The organism is Caballeronia sp. dw_19 (genome assembly GCF_018449515.1).
Lineage (GTDB): Bacteria > Pseudomonadota > Gammaproteobacteria > Burkholderiales > Burkholderiaceae > Caballeronia.
On the sequence record NZ_JAAVUQ010000025.1, the window covers coordinates 89,048 to 114,344 of the forward strand.

At 61.9% G+C, this 25,297-nt stretch carries 21 protein-coding genes; 2 read left to right on the forward strand and 19 right to left on the reverse strand.

Annotated elements, in window-relative coordinates; genetic code table 11:
• Positions 1-55 precede the first annotated feature (55 nt).
• From HB376_RS27655 to HB376_RS27675, 5 genes are all read right to left on the reverse strand, one after another.
• Positions 56-1,669 (reverse strand): MFS transporter, encoded by a 1,614-nt coding sequence (locus HB376_RS27655; protein WP_255631603.1) that lies wholly within the window; start codon positions 1,667-1,669, stop codon positions 56-58.
• Positions 1,670-1,794: 125 nt separating this feature from the next.
• Entirely contained in the window at positions 1,795-2,919 is a 1,125-nt protein-coding gene (locus HB376_RS27660) for a zinc-dependent alcohol dehydrogenase family protein (protein ID WP_213766906.1), read from the reverse strand.
• Between the two features lie 265 nt (positions 2,920-3,184).
• Positions 3,185-4,096, reverse strand: coding sequence for an NAD(P)-dependent oxidoreductase (locus tag HB376_RS27665; protein WP_213766907.1), 912 nt, complete (start codon positions 4,094-4,096; stop codon positions 3,185-3,187).
• Complete coding sequence (locus HB376_RS27670) at positions 4,096-4,482, reverse strand: carboxymuconolactone decarboxylase family protein (RefSeq protein WP_213766908.1); 387 nt, start codon at positions 4,480-4,482, stop codon at positions 4,096-4,098. The genes HB376_RS27665 and HB376_RS27670 overlap by 1 nt, the downstream gene beginning before the upstream one ends.
• A complete protein-coding gene (locus tag HB376_RS27675; RefSeq protein WP_213766909.1) occupies positions 4,472-5,836 on the reverse strand; it encodes an MFS transporter in 1,365 nt (454 codons plus the stop codon). The genes HB376_RS27670 and HB376_RS27675 overlap by 11 nt, the downstream gene beginning before the upstream one ends.
• A gap of 159 nt (positions 5,837-5,995) precedes the next feature.
• Between HB376_RS27675 and HB376_RS27680 the strand changes: the two genes are divergently transcribed.
• Entirely contained in the window at positions 5,996-6,712 is a 717-nt protein-coding gene (locus HB376_RS27680) for a GntR family transcriptional regulator (RefSeq protein ID WP_213766910.1), read from the forward strand.
• Positions 6,713-6,793: 81 nt separating this feature from the next.
• Here HB376_RS27680 and HB376_RS27685 read toward each other — a convergent pair whose 3' ends face one another.
• From HB376_RS27685 to HB376_RS27750, 14 genes are all read right to left on the reverse strand, one after another.
• Positions 6,794-7,729, reverse strand: coding sequence for an IS110 family transposase (locus HB376_RS27685; protein ID WP_255631604.1), 936 nt, complete (start codon positions 7,727-7,729; stop codon positions 6,794-6,796).
• A gap of 318 nt (positions 7,730-8,047) precedes the next feature.
• Entirely contained in the window at positions 8,048-9,085 is a 1,038-nt protein-coding gene (locus tag HB376_RS27690) for an ABC transporter substrate-binding protein (protein ID WP_255631598.1), read from the reverse strand.
• A gap of 78 nt (positions 9,086-9,163) precedes the next feature.
• The gene (locus tag HB376_RS27695; protein WP_213766913.1) at positions 9,164-9,901 is read right to left on the reverse strand and encodes an ABC transporter ATP-binding protein; all 738 of its coding nucleotides are present in this window, start codon (positions 9,899-9,901) and stop codon (positions 9,164-9,166) included.
• Positions 9,894-10,733, reverse strand: a complete 840-nt coding sequence (locus HB376_RS27700) for an ABC transporter permease (protein WP_213766914.1) — start codon at positions 10,731-10,733, stop codon at positions 9,894-9,896. The genes HB376_RS27695 and HB376_RS27700 overlap by 8 nt, the downstream gene beginning before the upstream one ends.
• A gap of 70 nt (positions 10,734-10,803) precedes the next feature.
• The gene (locus HB376_RS27705; protein ID WP_213766915.1) at positions 10,804-12,162 is read right to left on the reverse strand and encodes an LLM class flavin-dependent oxidoreductase; all 1,359 of its coding nucleotides are present in this window, start codon (positions 12,160-12,162) and stop codon (positions 10,804-10,806) included.
• A 12-nt stretch (positions 12,163-12,174) separates the two neighbouring features.
• The gene (locus tag HB376_RS27710) at positions 12,175-13,857 is read right to left on the reverse strand and encodes a rhodanese-like domain-containing protein (protein WP_213766916.1); all 1,683 of its coding nucleotides are present in this window, start codon (positions 13,855-13,857) and stop codon (positions 12,175-12,177) included.
• Between the two features lie 43 nt (positions 13,858-13,900).
• Positions 13,901-15,124: an acyl-CoA dehydrogenase gene (locus HB376_RS27715; protein ID WP_213766917.1), complete on the reverse strand. Its 1,224-nt coding sequence runs from the start codon at positions 15,122-15,124 to the stop codon at positions 13,901-13,903.
• Positions 15,125-15,155: 31 nt separating this feature from the next.
• Positions 15,156-16,313 (reverse strand): LLM class flavin-dependent oxidoreductase, encoded by a 1,158-nt coding sequence (locus HB376_RS27720; protein WP_213766918.1) that lies wholly within the window; start codon positions 16,311-16,313, stop codon positions 15,156-15,158.
• A gap of 43 nt (positions 16,314-16,356) precedes the next feature.
• Positions 16,357-17,961, reverse strand: coding sequence for an ABC transporter substrate-binding protein (locus HB376_RS27725; protein WP_213766919.1), 1,605 nt, complete (start codon positions 17,959-17,961; stop codon positions 16,357-16,359).
• 1 nt (position 17,962) lies between these two features.
• Entirely contained in the window at positions 17,963-18,973 is a 1,011-nt protein-coding gene (locus HB376_RS27730; RefSeq protein ID WP_213766920.1) for an ABC transporter ATP-binding protein, read from the reverse strand.
• Positions 18,963-20,021 carry an ABC transporter ATP-binding protein gene (locus tag HB376_RS27735; RefSeq protein ID WP_213766921.1) on the reverse strand — a complete coding sequence of 353 codons (1,059 nt, stop codon included), beginning with the start codon at positions 20,019-20,021 and terminating at the stop codon, positions 18,963-18,965. Before HB376_RS27735 ends, HB376_RS27730 begins: the two co-directional genes overlap by 11 nt.
• Entirely contained in the window at positions 20,018-20,887 is an 870-nt protein-coding gene (locus HB376_RS27740) for an ABC transporter permease (RefSeq protein WP_213766922.1), read from the reverse strand. Before HB376_RS27740 ends, HB376_RS27735 begins: the two co-directional genes overlap by 4 nt.
• Positions 20,884-21,894: an ABC transporter permease subunit gene (locus tag HB376_RS27745; RefSeq protein WP_213766923.1), complete on the reverse strand. Its 1,011-nt coding sequence runs from the start codon at positions 21,892-21,894 to the stop codon at positions 20,884-20,886. Before HB376_RS27745 ends, HB376_RS27740 begins: the two co-directional genes overlap by 4 nt.
• The gene (locus HB376_RS27750) at positions 21,887-23,503 is read right to left on the reverse strand and encodes an ABC transporter substrate-binding protein (RefSeq protein ID WP_213766924.1); all 1,617 of its coding nucleotides are present in this window, start codon (positions 23,501-23,503) and stop codon (positions 21,887-21,889) included. Before HB376_RS27750 ends, HB376_RS27745 begins: the two co-directional genes overlap by 8 nt.
• A 311-nt stretch (positions 23,504-23,814) precedes the next feature.
• Between HB376_RS27750 and HB376_RS27755 the strand changes: the two genes are divergently transcribed.
• The gene (locus tag HB376_RS27755; RefSeq protein WP_213766925.1) at positions 23,815-24,630 is read left to right on the forward strand and encodes an IclR family transcriptional regulator; all 816 of its coding nucleotides are present in this window, start codon (positions 23,815-23,817) and stop codon (positions 24,628-24,630) included.
• Positions 24,631-25,297: the final 667 nt, after the last annotated feature.

Below are 25,297 nucleotides of genomic sequence, written 5' to 3' on the forward strand. Positions count from 1 at the left end.
ATCAGGCTCGAAACCCGCAACCGGTTGGCAGCCTTGTTACCCCCTGCCCGTTCCCTCAAAATTCCGCATTAAGATCGACATCCTTGGTCTCGCGCAGAAAAAACAGCGCGACCACGAATGACCCGATGATCCAGGCCATCGGATACCACAATCCAAAATAGATATTGCCCTTCTGTGCCGACAGCGCAAACGAGAACGTGGGTAGAAGTCCGCCAATCCAGCCGCTTGCGAAGTGATACGGAAAAGACATCGATGTATAGCGGATTCGCGTGGGAAACAGTTCCACCAGGGCAGGCGCGGTCGGCACTAGCGTGAGCGCCATGTAAGCCAGCAAGACCACCAGCAGCATGAACACCATCGGCTTGTTGAACGACGCCGGATCCGCCTTCTGCGGATAGCGTGCCGCATCGAGCGCGCTCCTGAGCGAGGTGTTGAACGCAACCGCCCTGGCGCCTGCCTGCGCCTTGTCCAGGCCCTTCGCATCGTAAGACTGCACGCTCGAGCCACCGATATGAATGGCGGTGGTCTCGCCTGTCCCACCCGAACGGATCTCGTAGCTTACGCCCGCCGCCGAGAGCGCCTGCTTGGCGATGTCGCAGGAACTCGTGAAGTGGCGGGAGCCAACCGGATTGAACATGAACGAACACTCGGCGGGATCCGCGTCGATGACGATCGGTGCGCTCGACTGCGCGCTTGCAAGCGCCGGGTTCGCGTACTGCGTCATCGCCTTGAAAATCGGGAACAGCGTCACTGCGGTGAGCAGGAAGCCGATCAACAATACCGGCTTGCGCCCGAACCGGTCGCAAAGCCATCCGGCCCCGAGAAACATGGGAATGCACGTAAGCGTGGCGAGCGTCACCACGATGTTGGCTTCCTGCGGATCGACCTTCAAGGTCTGGGTAAGGAAGAAGGTGGGATAGAGCACCGCAGTGTAGTACACACAGGTCATGCCGCCGCAGATGGCGAACAGCGCGACCAGCAGCCGCTTGATGTTGGCCCATTCGAGAAAGGTTTCACTAAGCGGCGCGCGCGACAGGCGGCTCTCGCTCTTGAGCAGTTCGAATGCAGGCGACTCGTGCATGTTCAGCCGTATCCTCACGGAGATCAGCAGCAGCACGATCGAGAAAATGAACGGGATGCGCCAGCCCCAGGCGTCGAAGTGATCTCCCGTCAGCCAGCGCACGAGCAGGATGACCGCGAAGGACAGCAACAAGCCGACGGTGCCTGTCGACGAGATCCAGGATGTGTTAAGCCCGCGCCGGTTCCTTGGCGAGTGTTCGGCCACGTAGGTCGCGGCGCCGCCGTATTCTCCGCCGAGCGCCGTTCCCTGCAGCATGCGCAAGGCGATGAGCAGGATCGGTGCGAAGATGCCGATGGAATCGTAGCCGGGCAGGCAGCCGACGCCTACCGTCGCTACGCCCATGATGATGACGGTGACAAGGAAGGTCTTCTTGCGGCCGATCCTGTCGCCGACGCGGCCGAACACCACCGCACCGAACGGCCGCATGATGAAGCCGACGCCAAAGGTCAGCAGCGCGAAAATGAACCCGGTGGTTGGATCCACGCCCGCGAAGAACTTCTTCGCGATCACCGTGGCAAGTGACCCGTACAGCGTGAAGTCGTACCACTCGAACACCGTGCCGATGGATGCGGCGGCGATCACCCGCATCGTCGATTGCGTGACCGGCACGACACCCGGCGCGATAGCGGCAGGAGGCGTGTGCGCCGTTTCCGAGCGTGTCGAATTCATTGTTATCTCCGTCTTTTTATGGGTTGAACGCTGGCGGCGGGTGCCTACATCGTCACGATTTGCCGGATGGCGGTGCCCTGTTGCAACCGGTCCATGCCAAGGTTGATGTCATCGAGCGGCAGCCGATGCGTGACGAGACGATCGATGGGCAACCGGCCCCGCCGATAAAGTTCGATGTAGCGTGGCAGGTCGCGCACAGGCACGCTGCTGCCCATGTAGCTGCCGCGCACGGTCTTCTCTTCGCCCACCAGCGACACGGCAGAAATCGACAACATGGCGTGCGGTGCGGGCAATCCCGCCGTGACCAGTTGGCCGCCGCGTCGCGTGATCTTGTAGCCAAGCTCGAGCGCGCTCGCGGCGCCCGCCATCTCCAGCACCACATCCACACCGCCGCGGGTGGCGTCGCGGATCGCATCGGCCACGCCCTCCTGCTTCGCGTTGAAGGTGTCGGTTGCACCGAGCGAGCGGGCTATCTCGAGCTTGCTGTCGTTGGTATCGATGGCGACCACGCGTTCCGCGCCAGCAGCAAGCGCGCCGAGCATGGCGGCGAGGCCCACGCCGCCCATGCCGATCACCGCCACGCTCGACCCAAGCTGGATACGAGCCGAGTTCACCGCGGCACCCACGCCCGTGAGCACGGCGCAGCCGAACAGCGCGGCTTCGTCGAGGGCGATGTCGGGCGAGACCTTGACCAGAGAATGGCGCGATACGGTGGCGTATTCCGCGAATCCGGAAATGCCGGAATGGTGATTGACCGCGGCGCCGCCTAGCGAAAGCCGGCGGCCGCCGCCAAGCAGCGTTCCGGCCGCGCCCGCCGCCGCGCCCGGTTCGCACAATGCCGGCCGGCCCTCCGCGCAAGGCAGGCAATGGCCGCAACTCGCCACGAACACCGAGACCACGTGATCGCCCTTCGCCAGATCATGCACATGCGGCCCGATTTCCTCGACGACGCCCGCGGACTCGTGACCGAGCACCATCGGCAGCGGCCGCGGTCTCAAGCCTTCGATCACGGACAGGTCCGAATGGCAGATACCGGCTGCGGCAATCCGGACGAGAACCTCGCCCGGGCCGGGAGGGGCGAGTTCGACTTCCTCGATCCGCAGCGGCTTACTGTCGACATAGGGTCCGGGCAGCCCGGATTGTTCGAGTACCGCAGCGCGAATCTTCATGTCTCGTTTTACCGTGTCTGTTTGGTGCGTGTTTACCGGATTTTTAATATTCGATATTATTGTAGGACAATCCGACTGGATGATCATCTAGGTATTTGCACTAGCACAGCACGTGGTCGAGCTGATCCGCGCTGCGTTTCGCCGAGTGTTGCAAGCGATACCAGCGCGGCGCAGCGACGAGCCCGTTAGCGGGTGCATGTCTTGTCGCTGCAGGCACAACAAAACACATGCCTTCCTGCACGAGAGGCAGGAAGGCCGATGCGTCTCAGCTGGAGCCTTGTTCGGACAGCGTCAGGCCTGCGATCGTCTCGCTGAACCTTGCCATTTCGGTGTGGTCTCGGCCTTGTCCAAGGTTTTTCGCCGCGCCCGCCCACAACTCACGGCACAAGGCGGAAAATGGCGCCGCGACGCCTCCGTCATGAGCCACTTCGAGTGCAATGCCAAGATCCTTGGCCATGAGGTCGAGTCCGAAATTGCTATTGAACGCGCGGGAGAGCACGAATTGCCGGAATTTCTTCTGTGTGCTGTTGTTCATCCCCGTCGACGCATTCAGGACGTCGACCATCTTTCCCGCGTCCAACCCGAACTGACTGCCGATGATGAGCGCCTCCACGCCAATCAGAAATCCTCCTGCCGATACGAGGTTGTTCAGCGCTTTCATCGCCTGTCCCGCCCCGATGGCACCGACTTCGGTGATGGTCGTTCCCATCGCGCGCAGCAAGGGCATGGCTCGCTGGAGCGCGTCCGCCGATCCGCCGGTCATGATTGCCAGCTCGCCCGTCTTCGCGCGCGACACACCGCCGGACACCGGCGCATCGATCATCATGATCCCATCGCTTTCCAGACTTGCGGCCAAAGCTTGCGTCATGCTGGGAATGCCGGATGTCATGTCGATCAGAAGCGCGTGACTCGCCAGCACCGCACGAACCGGCGTCACCACGTCCACCACATGCTTGCTGGTCGGCAGCATGGTGATGACGGCATCGGCGGAGTCGGCCGCCTGCTCCAGAGTCTGCGCTGCCTCGCCGCCGACATCGGCGGCAAAGCGGGTCGCGCGCTCGGGCGTGACGTCATACACCGAGACGCGAAAGCCCGCGGCAACCAGACGGGCGGCCATCGGCCAGCCCATGTTGCCGATGCCCAGGAAGGCAATCTTCTTAAACGTATCGCTGCTCATTACAACGCTCCTTCCTTGACAAGTACCTCATGTGCCGCCTTGAATGCGCCCAGGCCTGAAGGGATGCCTGCATAGGCGGTAGCGTGCAGCAAGGCCGCCTTGATCTCTTCGACGCTGACGCCGTTGTTCAACGCGCCTTTCACGTGCAGCTTCAATTCGTCCGTATGGCCCGAGATGGTGAGCATGGCAAGATTCATCAGGCTGCGGGTCTTGCGGTCGAGCGTGTCGTCGCCCCATGCCCATCCCCAGGCCCAGGCCGTCGTAGCACGCTGAAAGGACATCATGAAGGGGTCGGCTCTTTGCATCGACGCGTCGACATACTCGGCGCCCAGCACGGCACGGCGAATGGGCATACCTTTATCGAAGAGCGCGCTATCATCGGACATAGTTTGGATTCCTTGTTTCATCGGTTGGGTTGGAGGTATCGACCTGTTCCAGAGAACGGCCGGTGGTACGGGGACCAATCGCGGCAACAATTGCGGCAACGACCAGCCAGCACGCGGATATATAGGCAAAGACGCTCATATAGCCGACGCTCACGTATAGGAAGCTGATAATGAAAGGGCCGATGACATTGGTCAGCCGGCCAAGCCCGTAGCAAAGACCCGCGCCCGCGGAGCGCAAATGCGTGGGATAGGACTCGGGCGTGTAGATGTAAAGCGTCGCATTCATCAACTGGATGGTGATGATGACCAGCGCGCCGAAGACGACGATAAAACCGGCCGAAGGGGCGAGACCGTAAGCCACACCGGCAATCGCAATAACGACGGCATCGACAGCGACGATCCACTTGCGTTCGAACCGCTCGATCAGGAAGGTGCCGAGCCAGGCGCCGAGCGGATTGCAAATGGCGATCAGGCTGGAGTACTCGAGCGACTTGGTAATCGTGAATCCGTGTTGCACCAGCAACGTGGGCACCCAGGAGACGAAGCCATAGAAGCCGAGTGTCTGGAAAATCCACGCCAGCGACAGCCCGACTGTCCTGCGACGGTACTCGGGATCGAACAACTGTCCGTAGGAAAACTTGGGCTCGGGCGTCATCGTCAAAGGTGCGACCGCGCCAGGCGGTTCCATGCCTGCTGCCCGTTCAAGTTTCTCGAGCGAGCGCATCGCTTCGTCCACTCGTCCCTGCCCGAGCAACCAGCGTGGCGATTCCATCAACCTGAGCGCGAAGGGGATGGCGAGCAACCCGAAGCTGCCCCATACGAAGATCAGGCGCCAGCCCCAGGGGGCAACCGGAATCAGGAACCTCGCAACCCAGGCTGTGGCCGGAATACCGATCAAGCCGAGTGTAAAGATCAGACTCATGTACTTCCCGCGCAAGCGCGCCGGAAAGAACTCGCTGATGTAGACGTTGGCGATGACCGTCATTCCTGAAAGCCCGATTCCCGTGAGGAATCGGAACACGGCAAGCGACATCACGTTCCACGACAACGCATTGAGAAGCGAGAAGATCGTATAGATCGCAATACTCAGTATGAATGCGGGCTTGCGGCCAAGGCGGTGCGCAAGGACACCACCGCCGGTGCCGCCGATGAACATGCCGCCGAAACTGGTCGCCGTGATCAACGCGACATCACTCACCGGGATATGCCACGCTCCAATGATCGCAGGCGCTGCATAGGCGAACGTGTTCAGATCGGCAAGTTCGAAGAAGTAAGCGAAGCACAAGGCGAAGATTGCCACCCGGTGGAAGCTTGTGATCGGCAGCCGATCCATGCGCTGACTGATGTCGTTCATGTCTCATATCTCGTCGTTATATTTCGTTGGCCCGTCCAGCATCATCAGATCGCCAGATTGTCCGGCAATATGGCACATAGCAGATTGTCCGTCAATCCGCTATTTCGCCTGAAAGGTGGATGTACAATGGCGAAACCCCCACATACGTTTGGACGAAGAATGAGCAGTTCTCTGAAGGTCGTGCCGCAGCCCGTGCGGAAACAAGTGGAGGATGGCCTGCGCGCCGCGATCGTCTCAGGCCGCTTTTTGCCGGGAGATCACTTGCCGGACAGAATGTTGTGCGAGACGTTTGGCACGAGTCGTAGCGTCGTGCGCGAGGCAGTCAGGTTGCTGGAAGCGGAGGGCTTGGTGACGGTTCACGCGAACCGCGGGCCGTTTGTCGCGATGCTGTCTGTCGAGGAAGCGACGGATATCTATGAGGTACGCGCGGCGCTGGAGGCGCTGGCAGGCGAAGGATTCGCCGTGCGCGCAACCGATGCGGAGCGTGCCGAACTGCGCGCGGTGTACAAGGAGTTGCGCGGTATCCGGTCGATGAAGTCGCGCGATGGACTGCTCGATGTGAAGCGCCGCTTCTATGAAATCCTGACACGCGGAAGCCGCAACGCCCTGGCCACCCAGATGCTGGAACGACTGCTGATCCGCAACGCCCAGTTGCGGGCCACTTCCTTGTCCAGCGAAAGTCGGCTGCCGCAGACTGTCAAGGAAATCGGCCGGATTATGGACGCCATCGAAGAAAGGGATGCCGCGGCCACTGGTGCGGCGTGCCGTGCGCACGTTCGTGCTGCGGCGGATGTCGCCCTCCGGATCCTCAGGGAGCGCGATGCCAGGGCGATAAGTGCACAGGAAGGTCCGCAGCCGGCAAGCGCCGCGATCTGACCGGGTGCCTCCATCGTGTTCCGTCCGGTTCTGTTGCTGTAAGCGGGAGGAAACGACAATTATCGAGATGAGGAGTACTGCTTATGACACAAGCGAGTAAAATTTCTGGGCCGCAGACGGCGGGGTCTTGCCGACGATCTTCCCTTTGCCCTCCATCAATCGATAACGCGCACACAAGCGTTTCTGTGCCCTCCAAGCAATGTCCTGCACCGCTTCGGAGGTTCGCTCTGCACGGCGTTGCAGATGGGCGGTTTTTCTGGCCGGATGGCGATAGGTCCAGGACGCTTCCACCAGCACTCTACGCACGTGAGCATTGCCGGTCTTGGTGATCGCGCCGCGCGATTTGGTGGCTCCGCTGGAGTGCTCGCTGGGCACCAGACCCAAGGACGCCATCAATTGCGGAGCACTGGCGAAGCGCTTCAGATCACCAATCTCGGCGACCACCGTCGTCGCAGTCAACAGGTTGACGCCGCGCAGCGCCATCAAGCCTTCGATCACCGGCCAGAACACCGATTCACTCGCCGCGCTTTCGAGTTGCGTGTCCAGTCCATCGACGCGCTTACTGAGCGCCTTGACGGTGTCAACGTATTCCCGAAATACGATCTGCTGAACTGGTTGCCTGAATTGTTGCTCTTCCAGCCACCGATAATATGCCTGAGTCCAGTTGCTCTTTCCGCTGTAGCATTTGCCATATCGAAGCAGATAGGCACACAAACGTTGCTTGGCCTGACTCTGAAGATGCTTCATGTCTTCGCGCGCTCGGGTTAAGTCGCGCAGCCCTTCCTGCGCATCGTCGGGGACCCACACCGCAGTCAGTTCTCCGGCTCGATGCAAGCGCGCCAGCATAAGACTATCGCGTCGGTCAGTCTTAACCCGCTCGCCTGCTTTCCTTGGAATCAGAGACGGTGCAACAACCTGGCAACCCCAGCCGAGGTCACTGAACTGCCGATGGATTCCATATCCGCATGGGCCTGCCTCGCAGCAAAACGAGAGATGCGCGTCGCCTTTTCTCAGCATCTCGTCAAACGAATAGTGAAGGCGCTTAAACACACGCGCTAAGGCCAGCGTAAGGGTCTGTCCCAACGGGTATTGGCTTTGTTTATCGGCGTAAATCGTAGCGGGCTGTCTTATCGCGACAGAACCTCTTGAACGTTACCGCTTTAATAACCGCTCCCCAAATTTGCAACCGCCCCCCGAATTTTTGTCATTTAAAGTGCGATTGCTCGTATTGATTTGACCGCTCTATTCCACGCTGGACATGGCATCTGGATTGACGGAATCGCGTCGAACGAAGATTGCGCCATGCGTGAGCGACAAGACGCCTTTCTTAAACAATCAATCCTTGGCCTTGATCGGCCAGACCGCTTTCTGCGCGGCGTTGAATTGCGGATCATATTCGACATCGACCTTGACCTTCTTCTTGATTGCGTGGCCGTCGTACAAGATGTCGGCGATCTTCTGCTCTTGGTCGATCAGACCTTTGTCGAACTTGACGAAGCTGCCACTGCGCACTTCATATTCGAACGCCGCGCGCTCGTCGGAGATTTTCAGCGTGTCCTTCAGAATGCCGATCACCTCGTCGCGGTGCGCGTCATGCCACGCCCAATAACCTGAAAGACGCGAGAAAAAATCCTGGAGCGCAGCCGTCTTCGCCGGGTCCTTCAGCACCGCGGTCGTCGTGGTCCATACGTTGAGCGCCGGAATCTGCGTGTCGCGATCGCGCAGCAGAATAGTGCCCGCGCCCGATTTGATGGTCGGCAGTATGGGACCGAGCGCGCCTGCGTACACGTCGAGTTCGCCCGCATTGAAGCCTGCCGCGGACGTCGCGCCATCGGCAAACTTGATGGCATCAATGTCCTTTTCCGTCACGCCTGCCTTGACCAGCGTCGCGAGGTATTGCGAATGGTTGTAGCCGCCATAGTTGTAGCCGACCTTGTGGCCTTTGATCTCCTGCACGTTCTTGATGTTCGCGCTCGAACGAACCGCCGTGATAACCGGCGGATAATCCTTCGAATAGGCGTTGCGCCACGCGGCGACAATATGCAGCGGCGTCGAATCCTTCGTCCAATCGGTGCGCGCGTTGGCCTGTTCGATCGTGAGCGACGTGTCGCCCATATGCCCCAGGTCGATGCGGTTTGCATACAGCGCGGACAGATTGGCGGCGGGCCCAGTCAGCAGTACCCATTCGATCTGGTATGGCGTCCCGTTGACCACGCCGGACTTGCGGATCATCGCGGGGAATGCCGGGTCTTGATACGCAATCACGAGCTTGGTGCTTTTCAGGTCCGGCGCATTCTGGGCACCGGCCGTGCCGGAAAGCGTCAACGCGGTAACGGCGAAGAGACCCGCCAAGCCGGCGAGCAAAGATTTCATCAGCGACATAAATACCTTGGTTGAGCTGTGGAAAATGAGCTATGGAAAATGAGCGATGGAGAAGTCGATTGAAAAACGTCAGGAGAGACTGAGCGAAAACTGTCTGAGCAGGTCGCGTTTAAGTGAATTGAACTCTGGCGATGTCACGTCGCGCTCGCGCGCCAGATCGACGTGCGTCTCGTGACAGATCCGTCCTTTCGACAAGATCACGATGCGGTCCGCAAGCAGCAGTGCCTCATCGAGATCGTGCGTGACGATCACAACGCCGAAGCGGTATTTCGCCCATAACTTCAACACGAGGCTCTGGATGCTGCGGCGGGTGAACGCGTCGAGCGCGCTGAACGGTTCGTCAAGCAGCATGAGATCGGGACGGCGATACAGCGCCCGCGCAACCGCCACGCGCTGTGCCTGTCCGCCCGAAAGACTCACGGGCCAGCTTTCCAGTTTGTCTTCGAGGCCGACGTCCTGCAGCGCGGTGAGCGCGCGTTCGCGCGCATCGGGTTTGAGGGAATCGTCGAGAAGGACGTTCTTCCATACGCGCAGCGCCTGAATCAAACGCGGCTCCTGAAATACGACCGACGTGTTGCCGGTCACTTCCGTCCGTCCGCCCGACGCCGATTCGAGCCCGGCGAGCAGGCGCAGCACCGTGGTCTTGCCCGTACCCGACGGCCCGACCAGCGCGACCACCTCCCCTTTTCGAACGGTGATATCGACGTTATCGAGCACCGTGTTCTCACCATAGCGCTTCCGCACGCCGGACAGCCTTGCAACGACCGGCGCGGCCTCATGTTCCGTTTGATAAGCGAGTTCAGACATGAGCCGCCCTCCAGACCAGAACCTTGCGTTCAATGAAACGCAGCAACGCATCCACGCCGATCCCGAGAACCGCATAGACCAGAATGCCCGCGATGATGATGTCCGTGCGCTGAAATTGATTCGCGTTATTCAGGATGTAGCCAATGCCCGCGTTCGCGTTGATCTGTTCGGCCGCGACCAGCGCCAGCAGCGCAATGGCTGCCGAATAGCGCACGCCCACGAGAATGCCGGGTAACGCCGTCGGCAGGATGATGAGCCGGATCTGATGCGCGCGCGACAGGCGAAACGTGCGCCCGAGTTCCAGCAACTTCGGGTCGATGCCGCGTATGGCGTGATAAGTGCTGAGATACATCGGCGAGATGGCCGCGCCCACGATCAGCGCGATCTTGGACACTTCGCCAATGCCGAACCACACCACGAAAATAGGCACGAGCGCGATGAATGGAATAGTCCGCACCATCTGCAGGACGGTATCGAAGCCGCGCTCGGCGGACTTGCTCAGACCCGCCGCCACGCCGAGCAGCAAGCCCGCACCGCCACCGATCAGCAAACCCACGGCAGCACGCGCCAGCGATATCCTCAGCGCATCCTGGAGATCGCCGGACTGCCACAGCTCGCGATAAGCCGCGAGCACCGACGCGGGCGCAGGCAGCACGAACTCGCTGGCCAGTCCCAGGGACGAAACAAGTTGCCATACGACAATCAGCAGCACCGGCACGACGGCCCGCAAGAGCGGCTCGCGCAATATCACGCGACGCGGCGCCGGCGCCAACGCCGGTGGAGCAAGATCCGATGCGGCAGTCGCCTTCAAAGTGGATTCTCTGCTAGACATAAGCACCTTTGAAATGAAATAAATGAATTGAGTGACCGATACGAAGACAAGGAATGGCGCTCAATAGCGTTCACGAAAGCGCTCCAGGCGTGTGCTCGATCAAGCGTGCATCGAGATCGGCATAGCGGCTTGGCGGACGCGCAAGCCCGTAGTGTTCGCGCAAGGTGGTGCCTTCGTAATCGCGGCGGAAGATGCCCTTGCGCTGCAATAGCGGCACCACGTGATCGACGAACGCCGCGAGCCCTGAAGGGAACACGTCCGCGTTGAGGTTGAAGCCATCGGCGGCACGACCGGTGAACCAGCGTTCAATATCGTCCGCGATCGTCTCGGGCGTGCCCACGATCATCCGATGTGCGCCGGGATTGCGGTCCAGCAAATCGCGCACCGTCAGGTTGTCGCTGCGTGCAAGCAGGACGGTCGCACGGATGAATCCGTTGGAGACATCGGCGCGGTTGCCTTTGTCGATTAATGCGTAGGGCAACGGTGCGTCCAGTTGCAGATCGTCAACGTCGATACCCAGCGCACGCGCGAACTTGGCGAGTTCGGCGCGGCGATCAAGCAGCGAGTCCATGTCGGCCTTGCGCTGGCGCGCTTCGGCCAGCGTCCCGCCAATGACGGGATACAGCCCCGGCAGCACGAGCAGATGATCGGCATGACGTCCGTGCGCCACGGCGCGCGCCTTGATGTCGCCATAAAATTCCTGCGCACCCTCGAACGTGGTCTGCGCGGTAAAGACCGCATCGGCGTAACGAGCGGCGAGCGCGACGCCCGCCTCCGATCCGCCGGCCTGCACGAGCACCGGCCGTCCTTGTGGACTGCGCGGAAGATTGAGCGGCCCGCGCACCTGGAAGTGATGGCCGGCGTGTTCGATCGCATGCACGCGAGCCGGATCGGCGTAGCGTCCGCTCGCGCGGTCGACGATCAGCGCGTCGTCTTCCCAGCTATCCCACAGCTTCAGCACGACATCGACAAATTCCTCGGCACGCGCATAACGCGCCGCTTTATCCGGAGCGCCCGACATGCTGAAGTTAGCTGCCGCGTTCGGGTCGTAGGTCGTCACGGCGTTCCAGGCAACCCGGCCTGCGCTCAAATGATCCACCGACGCAAAACGCCGCGCGAGGTTGTATGGATCGTTGAAAGTAGTCGATGCCGTGCCGATCAGGCCGACGTGTCGCGTAACACCCGCGAGCGCGGTGAGGAGCACGGTGGGTTCGAGCGACTGGGCCGGTCCGTGCGCGTGGCCGCTTAACGCAACGGCATCGGAGAGAAACACGGCGTCGAGCTTGCCACGCTCCGCGGTCTGCGCGATCTCGGTGAAAAATTGGAGATCGATGATCGACTTCGCGTTGTCGAGCGTACGCCAGCCGGCCGGATGACGGCCCGTGCCGGTGATGTTGGTGTTCAGATGCAAGGTTCGTGGCGCACGCATGGGTTTATCGCTTTACAAGAGGTTGGGCGAGCCTTGCAGCGCCGCGAGGCGCTGTTCGCTGCGAGCGTGCGTTGGCGTGTCGAAATCGATCACGTCGATCGACGCAATGCCATCGCGTTCGAGCTGCCCGACCAGTTGCAACTCCCACGCGAGATAAATCTGCATCTGCTTCGCCGCCTGGTCAGGGGCGTGGTGATACGGGCTGTACCACGCGTCGTCGTCGCCGGTGAGGTTGCCTTCGTCGCCGGCGGTGTGCGGCAGACCGAGCGACAGCCAGCGCTGCGTGCCGCCAAGGAGCGCCGCCACACCGTCGATACGCCCGCGCAACTGGCTGGCGAGCAGCCCGGCGAGGACGCCGTCGGAGGACGTGAGGACAAGCTGTCGCGACGGGTCGTCCCGTGGGCCGAGCCGGTCCAGCCAATCTTCCAGCGCGCTCGCCGCCACGAAGCGCGCCCCGGCAATATGCGCGGTGCGAAACGCGAGGCTGCTGTCCACGTCCACGACCTGCGCGCCGCCTGCCTCTAGTGCGAGCGCAAGCTGGTCGGCGTTGATCCAGCGCGTACGCTCAGGCGTACCGAATATCGGCACCGGCTCGGGGCCGGTTTCGAGCGCCCGGTGCGCGTCGTCTGCGGCCAGCACGAACACGTTGAGATAGCCCAGTTGCACGAGCCACGACGCCGTCATGCGTGCGCGCACGCCGTCGTCGTCGGCGAGAACGACGCGGGCGTGGAGCGTGCCGACGTATTCATCGGTGGCCTGAACGAGCTGGCCGCCAGGTGCCGAACGCCAGCCCGCGCGATGACCCGCAACGTACTCCAGCGGATCGCGGACATCGAACCGGTACAGCGTCTGCACGCTCGCTTCGGCTTCGAAGCGCGTCAGCGTGGCGCGATCGATCTCGACCACGCCAGCTCGCACAGCGGCGCGCTTGGCCAGCGTGCGCGCCTGTTCGAGCGCAGCGCCCTCGGCGCGAGGCGCCGTGCGAATCTGGCCGTGTTCAAGGTCGAGGCCTGACAACAGCCACGACATCGATCCCCCGGAGAGCGCGGCGACCGGATTCGGAATGCCTGCATTCACGAGCGATTGCGCGCCCAGAATGCTGCGCGTGCGCCCGGCGCAATTCACCACGATCAGCGTCTCGGGCGACGGCGCCGCCGCGAGCGCGCGATAGACCAGTTCAGCGCCCGCACATTCGACGCCGCCCGGAATGTTCATCGTCTTGAATTCGGGGAACGGACGGCTGTCGAGCACAACGAGATCTTCGCCCGCGTCCTGCAAGCGCTTGAGCGTCAATGCATCGATGTTCGGCGTTTTCAGCCGATGCTCGATCACCTCGCCGAACGCCTTGCCAGGCACGTTAGTGCCGCTGAACACTTCGAATCCGGCCGCTTCCCAGCCGCTCACGCCACCGGCGAGTATCGACACGTCCGTGTACCCGAAGCCTGCCAGCAAGGCCGCCGCGCGCGACGTATATTCGCCCGCTTCATCGACCAGGACGATGGGCGTGGCAAAGCGTGGCACCAGTTGCCCGACGAGCAGGCCCAGACGTCCAACCGGCGCGATGGACGAATAGAACAGGCGGCGGCGTGCGGTGACGCCTTCCTCGCGGACATCGAGAATGGCAAGTTCGCGCCGTTCGGCCAGCGCGGCGCGCAATGCGGCGGGAGTGATCGATGGTGTGGTCGCGTGACTCATCGTGAGGTGGCCTTGTTTGATTTGGCGATAGGGAAATGGCGGCTCAGAAGAACGCTGCGGAAGGCAAAGGCACGCCGTTGACCGCATGGTTGCCAATGGCGCGCGCCTTGTAGAGACCGGGGTTGTGCGAGGCGATCGTGCGGATGTTGCGCCAGTGGCGATCAAGTTGCGCCGCCTGGCGCGCGGCGGACGCACCGCCGACATCGAATAGCCGGGTTGCCGACTGGAGCGCCAGTTGATCGATCACGACCTTGGCCTTCGCACTGCGCAGCGCGGCTTCAACGAACAACGCTTCGTCGGGCTTGCCCGCCAGCACGCTGTCGAACGCCGCGCCAAGCACGCTTGCTGCGTTCAGCACCGCAGCCTCGGCCACGAACGCCGCGCTTTGCAACTCGCCAACAGCTTCCTGCAATAGAGGGTCGTCGGCGGGACGCGCGGCCACCGCGTGGTAGTAGTTGCGTTCGCGCTTCTGCACGAGCGTCACGGCGTCCTTCGCAATGCGGCGCAGGATGCCCGCGACGATCGTCGTGAGATAAAGCTGTGCGAACGTGGCCTGATGCGCGATCTTCGTATCGTCTGCGAGAACGAGCACGTCAACCGCTGCGACTTCGACGTTGGTGAACACCGTCGTGCCGCTCGCCGTGTTGCGCTGGCCAATGCCATCCCAGTCATCCCGCACATCGACGCCCGGCTGCCTGACCGACACGCGCGCGCCGACGAACTGCCCGTCCGGCGTCTTGGCATTCACAATGATGTGATCGAAGTAAAGATTCCCCGTGCTGTAGTACTTCGTCCCCGTCAGCCGATAACCGCTTTCCGCAGGCTCGAGCCGCGTGTTGCCGTCGCCGTCGCCAATATGCTGCGTACCGAGTTCGCTCGCGCCGAGACCGAAGAGACCGCCGTCCTGCACGAGATGGTTCCATCGCTGGTATTGCGGTAGATGGCGCGCGCGCAACGCCTTTTCGATAAACGCGAAGTGATTGCGCAGGATGTGCGGAATGTTCGAATCGGCCTCGGCCAGATCCAGCACCAGCTCGTACAACTGCGGCAGCGTGGCGCCTGCCCCGCCCTCCTCTTTGGGCAAGCGGAACACGCCCAGACGCGCCGCGCGCACGAGTGCAATGGGCTCGCTCGCGTCGGCCTCGCCACGCTCGCGAGCTTCGGCGCCTGCCGCGATGGCCGCCACTAGTTCACGCAGTTCGGGTGAGCCAGGTTGCACGGCGCTGTCACGTAATGCGGCCGTCAATGTCGAATCGGTCGTTCCCATCTCTAGGATTCCTTAAAAAATGATGTGGCGTTCACGCGGCCGATTGCACGCGCACTCTGAGTCCGGCCTGTTCCATCAGCGGCAGGACAGCCTCGCCGAAATATTTGAGATCTGGCTCGAAATCGAAGAAAGTCAGCTGGACGCCGTCAATACCCGCCGCCTTCAACCGCAGCAGGTCGTCCACCACGTGTTCCGGCGAGCCGATGATCTGAATGTTGCCCCCCAACACGCGCTGCTCGCGTTGATGGTTTTTCCAGGCTTTCGCGTCGCTGCGGCGACCCGTGAAACCATCGACCGCCCCGAAATCCGCGTGCGACGCGATCGCGTCGAGATAAGCGTGCGCCTCGCGCTCGGTCGGACGGCAGACGATCGTCGGATTGATGAGCGTGCGGACCTCGCGGCCATTCGCGCGCGCCGCCGCCTGAACCTGCGCGGTGTGTGCGGGCAGCACATCCAGCGCCGCGTCGATCTGCGCGCCGGCGGAACTCGTAATAAAGATCAGGTCCGAATGCTTCGCGGCGTAGTCGATCCCGGCAGCAGAACTCGTCGCGTTCACGAGCACCGGGCGCCCAAAGCGCGGCTTCGGCGAAACGAACGCATTGCGCGTGCGATACCACTTGCCGTCGAAGGTCAGGTTGTCATCGAGCGACCAGAGTTGCTGCATCAGGTCCACGAACTCGGCGGCCATTTCGTAGCGCGTGTCGTGCTCGAAGTGACCGTCGCGGCCAAACATCTCGGCTTCATCGATCGAATGCCCCGTGACCATGTTCAGGCCCCAGCGGCCGCCGGAGATATGGTCGAGCGTCGCGCCGAATTTCGCGAGATGCAGCGGATGCCAGTTGCCATAGAGAATGTGCAGCGTCGATATCAGCAGGATGCGCTCGGTGATCGACGCGAGTGACGCGAGCGTCATGAACGAGTCGAGCGATTCGCGGCGGTAACGCATGTCGCCGCCATGACCGTCTTTGCCCAGCCATTGCGCGAGACCGAAGACCAGGTCGAAGCCGAGCGCCTCGGCATGGCGCGTGAGGCGCGCGTTGTACTCGAAGGTCCAGTCGGTCGTGCGCGGCAGGGTCGACATGGACCAGCCGCCGCTCTGGATCGGCAAGAAGAGACCAAGCATCAGCGGCTGGGCGAGCGCACGAGAAAGCGGGCTATCAGGGAAACTGGCGGGAGACGGAATCGACATAACGCACCGGATAGAAAGGTGAAGCGTGAATGGGTAGTGGGCGTCAGGCTTCGCGCACGGACGCGAGTGACGAATAGGCGCCCATCGGCGAATTGCTGAAGCCGCCAATGCTCGTCGCATGGATCGCGTAGAAATGCAGTTCGAGCAGGTTGACGGAAGGCACCTGTTCCTGCGCAATCTGCTGCAACTGGTCAATGAAAGGCTTGCGCGCCACTGGGTCGCTGACCGACACCAGCCCTTCGATTGCACGGTCCATCTCGGGCGTGGAATAGCCCGTCGCATTGCTCGATGTCGAACCCGGCTTGATGGCCTTGGTCCAGTAACGGCGCGTCACGCCAAGCTGCGGATCGGCGAAGGCTGAGTACCAGTTGATGGTCGTATCGAAGTCATAGTCCGCGTAGACGCGGCGGTTGAACGTCGGCACATCGGTTGGCACGAGCGACATTTCCACGCCGATATGGCGTAGCTGCGCCTGGATAAATTGCGCGGTCAGGACGTACTGGTTGCCGAACGGCAGCGGCAGATTGTTGATGCGCAGCCGCACGCCGTCCGCGCCCCGGCGCAAACCCGCGGCGTCGAGCAGCGCTTCGGCTCGGGCCGGATCGTAGTCGTACTGCGGCAGGCCCGGCTTGAAAAAGCGCGTCTGGTAACTCGGGATCGGACCCTGCGCCGTTTTAGCGAGTCCGTACCACACGATTTTCGCCAGGGCGTCGCGGTTGATCGCATGCGCGATGGCCTGACGAACGCGAAGATCCTGAAAGGGCTTGCGGCGCAGATTGAAATCGAGGAACGAGATGGGCGCGATGCCATCGAACACATGACTCGACACGACAAAACGCGAGTCGCTGCGCAGCCGGACGAGATCGGGCAACGCAACGGCGTCGGTCGGCGCATAACGCAATTCGCCGGACTGGAGCGCGGTCAGCCGAGCGCCCTGATCCGGAATGATCCGGAACACGATGCGCGCAAAATGGGGCTGGTTCGCCTTGTCCCAGTAGTCCGGATTGCGCTCCAGCACCACGTAGTTGCCGCGCACCCAGTCCTTGAAAACGTACGGCCCATTGCCTACAGGATGCGCGTTGAGCGGATTCGTGAGCGGCTGGCTTCCGGCATAGAGATGCTTGGGCAGGATCTGCGTCTCGTAACCACCGAGCGCCGACCACACGGCTGGCACGGGCGACGAAAACCGGAACACAGCCGTGTGGTCGTCCGGGGTATCGACGGCGTCGAGTGTCGCGAACGTCGCATTGCCGCGCGGATGAAAATGCTTCGTGACTTCCATCAGCGAGTACTGAACATCGGCCGATGTGAATGGCTTGCCGTCGTGCCATTTGACGTCGTGACGAAGATGAAATGTGATCGTCTTGCGATCCGCCGATTCGTCCCAGGATTGCGCGAGTTGCGGCACGGGGCGGAAAGCGTCGTCGTAGGTGACGAGGCCATCGAACAGATTGACGGACACGATCACCGCCGGATTCGAGATGTTCAGCCCGGCCACCCAGCCCGCCGGTTCCGGCACGATCACGGCCTGCAGCACGTCGCTCTGCGCGGCATTCGGCGTGGCCTCGCTCGCGAATGCCACGCCCGGCACGACGGGGCCAACCGCTGCTGCTGCGGCCATCTGAAAAAACTGACGACGGGTGATCAACTCAGATACTCCTGGAGGCGGTGGTTTCGGTAACTTCATGGATCGGCCACGTTTTGCCGGCAGACGACGGCGGCAGCGCGATGTCGTCGTACAGATGACACGCGACGACATGCCCACCGCCTAGTTCGCTCAGCGCAGGCGGCGTCTCCCGGCACACCGGCATCGCTCGCGGGCAACGCTGCTCGAAGCGGCAGCCGCGAGGCGGCGCATAAGGATTCGGCAGTTCCGCCGAAGAAGGCATGGGCAGACGCGCGCCCCGCCCCGGAATCGATTCGATCAGCAGTTGCGTATAGGGATGCGCTGCGTGATGCCAGAGTTCATCGCGTGAAAGGATTTCGACGATCTGGCCGAGATACATCACCGCAATGCGATCGGCCACATAGCTCACGGCCGCGAGATCGTGACTGATAAAGAGCCCTGTGATCGCACGCTCGCGCTGCAGGTCGGCAAGCAAATTGAGCACCTGTGCCTGCAGCGAGACATCCAGCGCAGACACGGGTTCGTCGCAAATCAGCACGTCGGGATCGAGACTCAGCGCACGGGCGATATTGACGCGCTGCCGCTGGCCGCCCGATAGCTCGTGCGGCAGCCGGCCGGCAAGCGCCGGCGCAAGACCGACCCGATGCAAGAGCGCATCGACGCGCTCGCGCCGTTCCGCCGAGGTACCGATACGATGAACGTCGAGCGGAATGGTCAGTGTCCTGCGCACGGTCTTGCGTGGATCGAGCGCGCTCAGCGGGTCCTGGAAGACCATCTGCATGCGTCGTCGCCATGTCAGCGATTGCCGGTGCGTGAGTCCGTTGATGTCCTTGCCGTCGAGCCGCACGGTGCCGCCGGCCAGATCGACCAGTCCCACGATCGCACGCCCGAGCGAGCTTTTTCCGCAACCCGATTCACCCACGAGTCCCAGCGTTTCGCCCCGCGCCACGCCAAGCGACAGGTCATCGACGGCGTTCAGCACGCCGCGCGGGGTCCGATAGCAAACGCTTAAATTCTCGATGTCAAGCAGCATCGCTCTTCCCTTCCGCCGCACCTTCCGCCACCACTTCCGCAAGGCGGATTCTGTCCGGCGCCACGCCAGCGGGGTTTGCGTTGACGATGCAGCTCACGCCGCCGTCGCCGAGCCGACGCCACGCGGGCACCGCTTCGCGGCATGCCGCCTGTGCAAGCTCACAGCGCGGCGCAAACGCGCAGCCATTTGCGACCGTGCCGGGCGCAGGCACCACGCCTGCTATCTCGGCGAGCCGAGTGCGCGCGCTATCGCGCCGAGGACGAGCGGCGAGCAGGCGTTGCGTATAGGGATGGCGAGGGTCATCGAACAATTGCGCGACAGGCTGCTCCTCGATCTTGCGTCCGGCGTACATGACCGCCACACGATGCGCGATCTGCCCCACGATCCCCAGGTCATGCGTGATCAGCAGCAGCGCCATGCCGGTCTGTTGCTGAAGTGTCGCGAGCAGCGCAAGAATCTGTGCCTGAATCGTCACGTCGAGTGCAGTGGTGGGTTCATCGGCGATAAGCAGTTGGGGACGCCCCGCGAGGGCCATCGCAATCAGCACGCGCTGACGCATGCCGCCCGAGAGCCGATGCGGATAGTCATCCACACGCCGCGCCGGTTCCGGAATGCCCACCTGACGTAGCAGCGCCAGCGTCTCGCTGAGCGCGGCGCGCCGTGCCAGACCCTGATGCAGTTTCAGCGCCTCGCCGATCTGCTGGCCGACCGTGCGGACCGGGTTGAGTGAAGCCATCGGGTCCTGAAAGATCATGCCGATCCGGCCACCCCGCAGTTGACGCCACGACGGTTCCGGGAGATCGAGCAAGTCAGTGCCCGCAAACTGCAAACGCGTTGCGCTCACGCGTGTGCGCTCGCTATCGAGCAGGCCCATCAGCGCTAACGCGGTCGTGGATTTTCCGCAGCCTGATTCGCCCACCAGCGCGAGCGTCTCGCCCGGGCGAATGCTAAGCGACAACCCGCTCACCGCAGACGCCGGCTTGAGGCCACGCCCGGTATCAAACGCAATGTTCAAGTCTTCCACGACGAGCAGAGGCGCGATGTTCATCGCGTCCTCCTGCGATGCGGATTCGCCAGATCGTTAAGCCCATTGCCAACGAGGTTCAGCGCGAGGACCGTGAGCAGCACCGCGCCGCCCGGCAACGCGGTCATGTACCACGCCGTTTGCAGCGCCTCTCGGCCCGAGCCGATCATGCTGCCCCAGGTAATCACGTTCGGGTCGCCCAGACCGAGAAACGACAGCACGGCTTCGGTCAGAATCGCATTGCCCGCGAGAATCGACAGCATCACGATGGCGGCGGTCGCCACGTTCGGCAGCACATGCATGAACACGATGCGCCGTTTCGTCATGCCGATCACGACGGCCGCCTCGATGAATTCCATACGGCTGACCCGCAGCGCTTCGGCGCGCACGAGCCGCGCGACCTGCGGCCAGTTCGTCAGTGCAACACCGAACACGATGGTCGGCACGCTCGGATGCAACACGACGACCAGCACGATGGTGAAGAGGAGCGCGGGCATGGTCTGGAAGAGCTCGGTGAGCCGCATCAGCAGGTTGTCGACGAGACCGCCGTAGAAGCCTGCCACCGCGCCGATCACGAGACCTGCAAGCGTGGCAAGCAAGCCCGCCGCCATACCGATTTCGAGCGACACCCGCGCGCCATAGGCAATACCGCTGAACATGTCGCGTCCCATCATGTCGGTGCCGAGCGGAAACGCCGGGTCGGAACCCGGCCACACGAAAGGCGTCCCGACCATGTCGAGCGGATCGTTATGGGTCAGCCAAGGCGCGCCGAGCGCGAGCACCAGCACCGCCAGCAGCATCAGCGTGCCGACGCTCAGGCTGGGCGCATGCGTCACGCGCCGCCAGAGTCGCTGCGGCCAGCGCGTGGTGGCGAGCACGAGATCGCTCATCGCTCCACCTCGATACGCGGGTCGAACCAGCCATAGGCAAGATCGACGATCAGGTTGACGACGAGCACGAGCACCGAACTGAAGAACAAAATGCCGAGCAGCAGGTTCAGGTCGCGTGAGGCGACGGCGTCGAGCGCGAGTTGCCCGAGGCCGGGCCAGCTGAACACCGTTTCGATCGCGACCGATCCGCTGAAGAGCGCGCCGAACTGCAGCGCGGTCATCGTGACAATTGGCAGCAGTGCGTTCGGCACGACGTGCGCACGAATGGTCGCGACGCGCGACAGACCTTTCGCGCGCGCCGTGCGCACGAAATCGAGGCCGCTCACTTCCAGCACGGAGGCACGCATGAGCCGTGCATAGATCGCAAGGTAATACGCCGCGAGACAGAACACCGGCAGCACCATGTGCGCCACAAGATCGCGCAGCATCGCCCAGCCGCTCGCGGCAACACCGGGCGTGAGGATGCCCCCTGCCGGCAGCCAGTGCAGATGCGCGGAGAACAACACCATCAGCATCAGTCCGAGCCAGAAGAGCGGCGTCGCGAAGCCGAGCGTGGCGAGGATGGACACGGCAACGTCGACCCACCTGTGTCGCGATACCGCCGCAATCGTTCCAGCCACGCAACCGAGCACGAGCGCGATCACGAGCGCGCTAATCATCAGCAGCGCGGTCGCGGGCAATCGGCCGATGATCAGTTGCAGCACGGACTCGTTGTATCGGAAGGACCAGCCCAGATCGAGATGGACGATGCGCTCGAGGTACGCCAAAAACTGCAGCCCGAGCGGCTGGTCGGTGCCGAACTGGTGACGTAGCGCGGCAAGATATTCGGGCGTGGCCGCGCCCGCCTCGCCCGCCATGACATCGGCGAGATCACCGGGTGCGAGCCGCAGCCAGAAGAAATTCATCACGGCGATGACCGCGACGAGCGGCACGGCCTGAAGCAGCCTGCGCACCGGATACGGCAGCGAGCGGCGCACCCGTGTTGCGCGAACGTGCAGATCAGCCACGGGCAGGCGCACCGAGATTGACGCTGTCAAGCGACGCGTAGACGCCGATCGGCGTCGTGTTGACGTTCTGAAGTGTGCGCGAATAGATCCGGAAGAACTTCAGTTCGGCCAGCGAGATCGATGGCAAATCGCGCTGCGCGAGCACCTGCAACTGATGGATCGCCTGCGTGCGCTGCTCGGGGTCCTGCGCGGTCTGGATCGTTTCGACAACCGCATCCATTTCCGGCGACGTATAGCCCGAGCCGTTGCTCCACGGCGCGCCGCTGATGATGTTTTTCGACCAGAAACGGCGGATCACGCCAATCTGCGGATCGGCGAAGGCAGCGTAGAACACGTTCATCGTGTCGAAGTCGTGGTCGGTGTAGATTTTGCGCAGATAGGTCGGCAGGTCGTAGTTTTCCAGCGTGACTTCCACGCCGATGCGCTTCAACTGCTGCTGAATGAACTGGCCCGCGCGCTGAAAATCCTCACCGTAGGTATGGTTCAGGTGATTGAAGCGCATGCGCACGCCGTCCGCGCCACGCGGGAATCCGGCGGCATCGAGCAGTGCCTCTGCCTTCTTTGGATCGTACGGATATTGCGGCGTGTCGGCCGTGTAAAAACGCGACTGATAACTGGGAACCGGTCCCGTGGCGGGCGTCGCGAAGTCGTAGAACACCGTCTTCGTCAGTTGCTTCAGGTTGATCGCATGCGCGATTGCCTGACGCACGCGGACATCCCGGAACCGCTTCTGGCGCAGATTGAAGTCCATGAAGAACATGGGAGCGTTCGAGCGCCAGCCTTTCGTATCGATAACCAGATCCGGATTCTGCTCAAGCCGCCGCGCTTCGACGAGCGACACGGGCGTGAGCGGTGCGTATTGCACATTGCCGTTCTGCAACGCGATGCTGCGCGCACTCGCATCGGGGATGATGCGAAAAATCAGTTCATCGACATGCGGCTTGCCTTTGTCCCAGTAATCCGGATTCTTCGCGAGGCGAATATAGTTGCCGCGGTTCCATTCCTTGAACACGAATGCGCCCGTGCCAACCGGCTTGGCGTTATACGGATTGGTCAGCGGATCGGTTCCGGCGTAGAGATGCTTGGGGAAAATGAACGCGGAAGATGTATCGAGATACGACCAGATGACCGGCGACGGCTGCGCAAGGCGGAACACGACAGTATGCGGATCGGGCGTATCAACCGCGACGATCTGCGCGAAGGTGGGCCGTGCGATCGGATGGACCTTCTTGGAGACTTCCATGATCGAGTACTGCACGTCCGCCGATGTGAACGGCACGCCGTCGTGCCATTTCACGTCGTTGCGTAACGTGAACGTGATCGTGCGGCGATCCGCCGATTCGGTCCACGACGTGGCGAGTTGCGGCACGGGGCGAAACGCTTCGTCGTAAGTGATCAGGCCGTCGAACAGATTGCTGGACACCACGTTCGTCGGATTGGCAGGCGTCGATCCCGCTGCAAGACCGGCCGGCTCCGGCAGCGTATTCGCGACGAGCGTCGTGCCGGTTGCGGCGCTGGATGCGCTCGATGCGCTCCAGGCGCCCTGGCCGAGCAAACTCCCGCCGGTTATCATGCCGGCCTTGATCAGAAAGTCTCTTCGTGTAGACATTCGATATTCCGTTTCTATCTGTTTAGGCATACTTAATAGACATCACTCGTCCGCTGCCCTATTCACATGGCGCTCATCACCCCGTGGGGCCGCGTATGCACTGTTTCAGCCAATTAGCAGGCGTTGTACGCTGCCGGAAAGAACATCAGGCTGTACAATATTTCGGAATGATTTTTCCGTTTTTTGAATTCTATGGGGCTTTCCCCAACTCACCAACCAAGCAATTCATATATGCAATTCTGCTCAATCGGCTTTGACGCGTACCCGCAAGACTGCCGGCTTATCCCTTGCTCAACCGGAGTTTGCTAGACATGGCGGACGTTATCCGAGACGAAAGCGTCACCGAGCGACGCGATACCGACAGCGGCGCGCTTGCCCGCGGGTTGAACATCCTTTCGCGGCTGCACGAGGCGGCCCGGCCGCTGAGCCTTCAGGAGATTGCGGACAGCGTGGCCTTGCCCGCGAGCACTTGTCACCGGCTGCTTCAGTCGCTCGATCTCGCCGGTTATGTCTACCGGGAAGGTGCGCTGTATTGCCCGACACCCCGCGCGGCGTGTCCGCTGCCACTTGAGCATCCGCTGAGTCGCTTGCGCCGGGATACGACGCCACTCATGCGTGACTTGCAGGAGCGCCATGGTCCGTCCGTGCTGTTGATCGTGTTCTTTGGCAATTTGCGGGCGACGCTGGAATGCGTCGCGGGCAACTACAGCGTCGCGCCGTATTTCGACACAACGGTTACCGCGCCGCTGCATGCGTCGGTTTCAGGAAAGATTCTGCTGAGTCATCGCACACCCGAGCAACGCGACGCGCTGATCGGACCGGAGCCCTACGCAGCGCGCACGGAACGCACCGTCACGGACCGGACCACGCTTTTTGCGGAGCTGGACTTGGTACGGGGCCGGGGCTGGGCGACTAACGACAACGAGAACGTCGCCGGTATCAGCGCAGTGGGAACGGCGCTGACCGCGCCGTCCGGCCGCGCGCTGGGCGCTATCGTCGTGACCGGTCCGAACCGGTTTTTTCACGACGGCAACGCGGCCATGCGACAAGACCTGATGAAAGCATCGGGCCTACTGAATTCCACGTCCAATGCAGTACGTGCAATGGCGCAGATGCTGGGAATTTAGGCAAACCAGCGCCACCAGATTAATCCTTACGCACATAGACCAAGAAGCAACAAAAACCCACTGCAGTTGAGATGAAAAATTATCAGTTGCGTTAGTGGCTTTTAGTTGCAAAGGACACAAGCAATGCATCCCGTGCCAACAAATCACCCCCGAACCAAATCCCATCCCCGAGAGCGACCGCGGGCATGAGTCTTTATTGCTATCGTTTTAAGCAAATGTTCGCCGGTTTTCCGAGCGCGGTGAGCAGGCGTAACAGAAGCGGCTTGGATCGCGACGGATTGTCGTAGAAATGCGAAGCGGGTGATAGCCGCTACAATCCCAAAAAATCGGTCATAACCTTATGTAAAATACAACCGCTACAAGTGTCGCCAAAACTTGCCTAGTCCTTCTTTCGGGAGTTCATGAAGACGGTAGCTTTGCAGATTCACTGATTGTTGCCGATTTCAGCGACCTCAAGGCTGCTTGGGAACGGATGGAAAGCGAGCCGTTCTATCCGGATGGCGCCTTGGCAAGCGTCAAGATGCACCGGTTCGCGAACCGGTGGTAACAGATTCTGGCGTTTCCTGTTCGTGGAGAGACGTTCGTCGCGCAGGGACACGACGTTTACGGCCTCAAAAAAAACGCGCGCACGATCGTTTCATGCGCGCGTGTACTAATGGAAAATCAC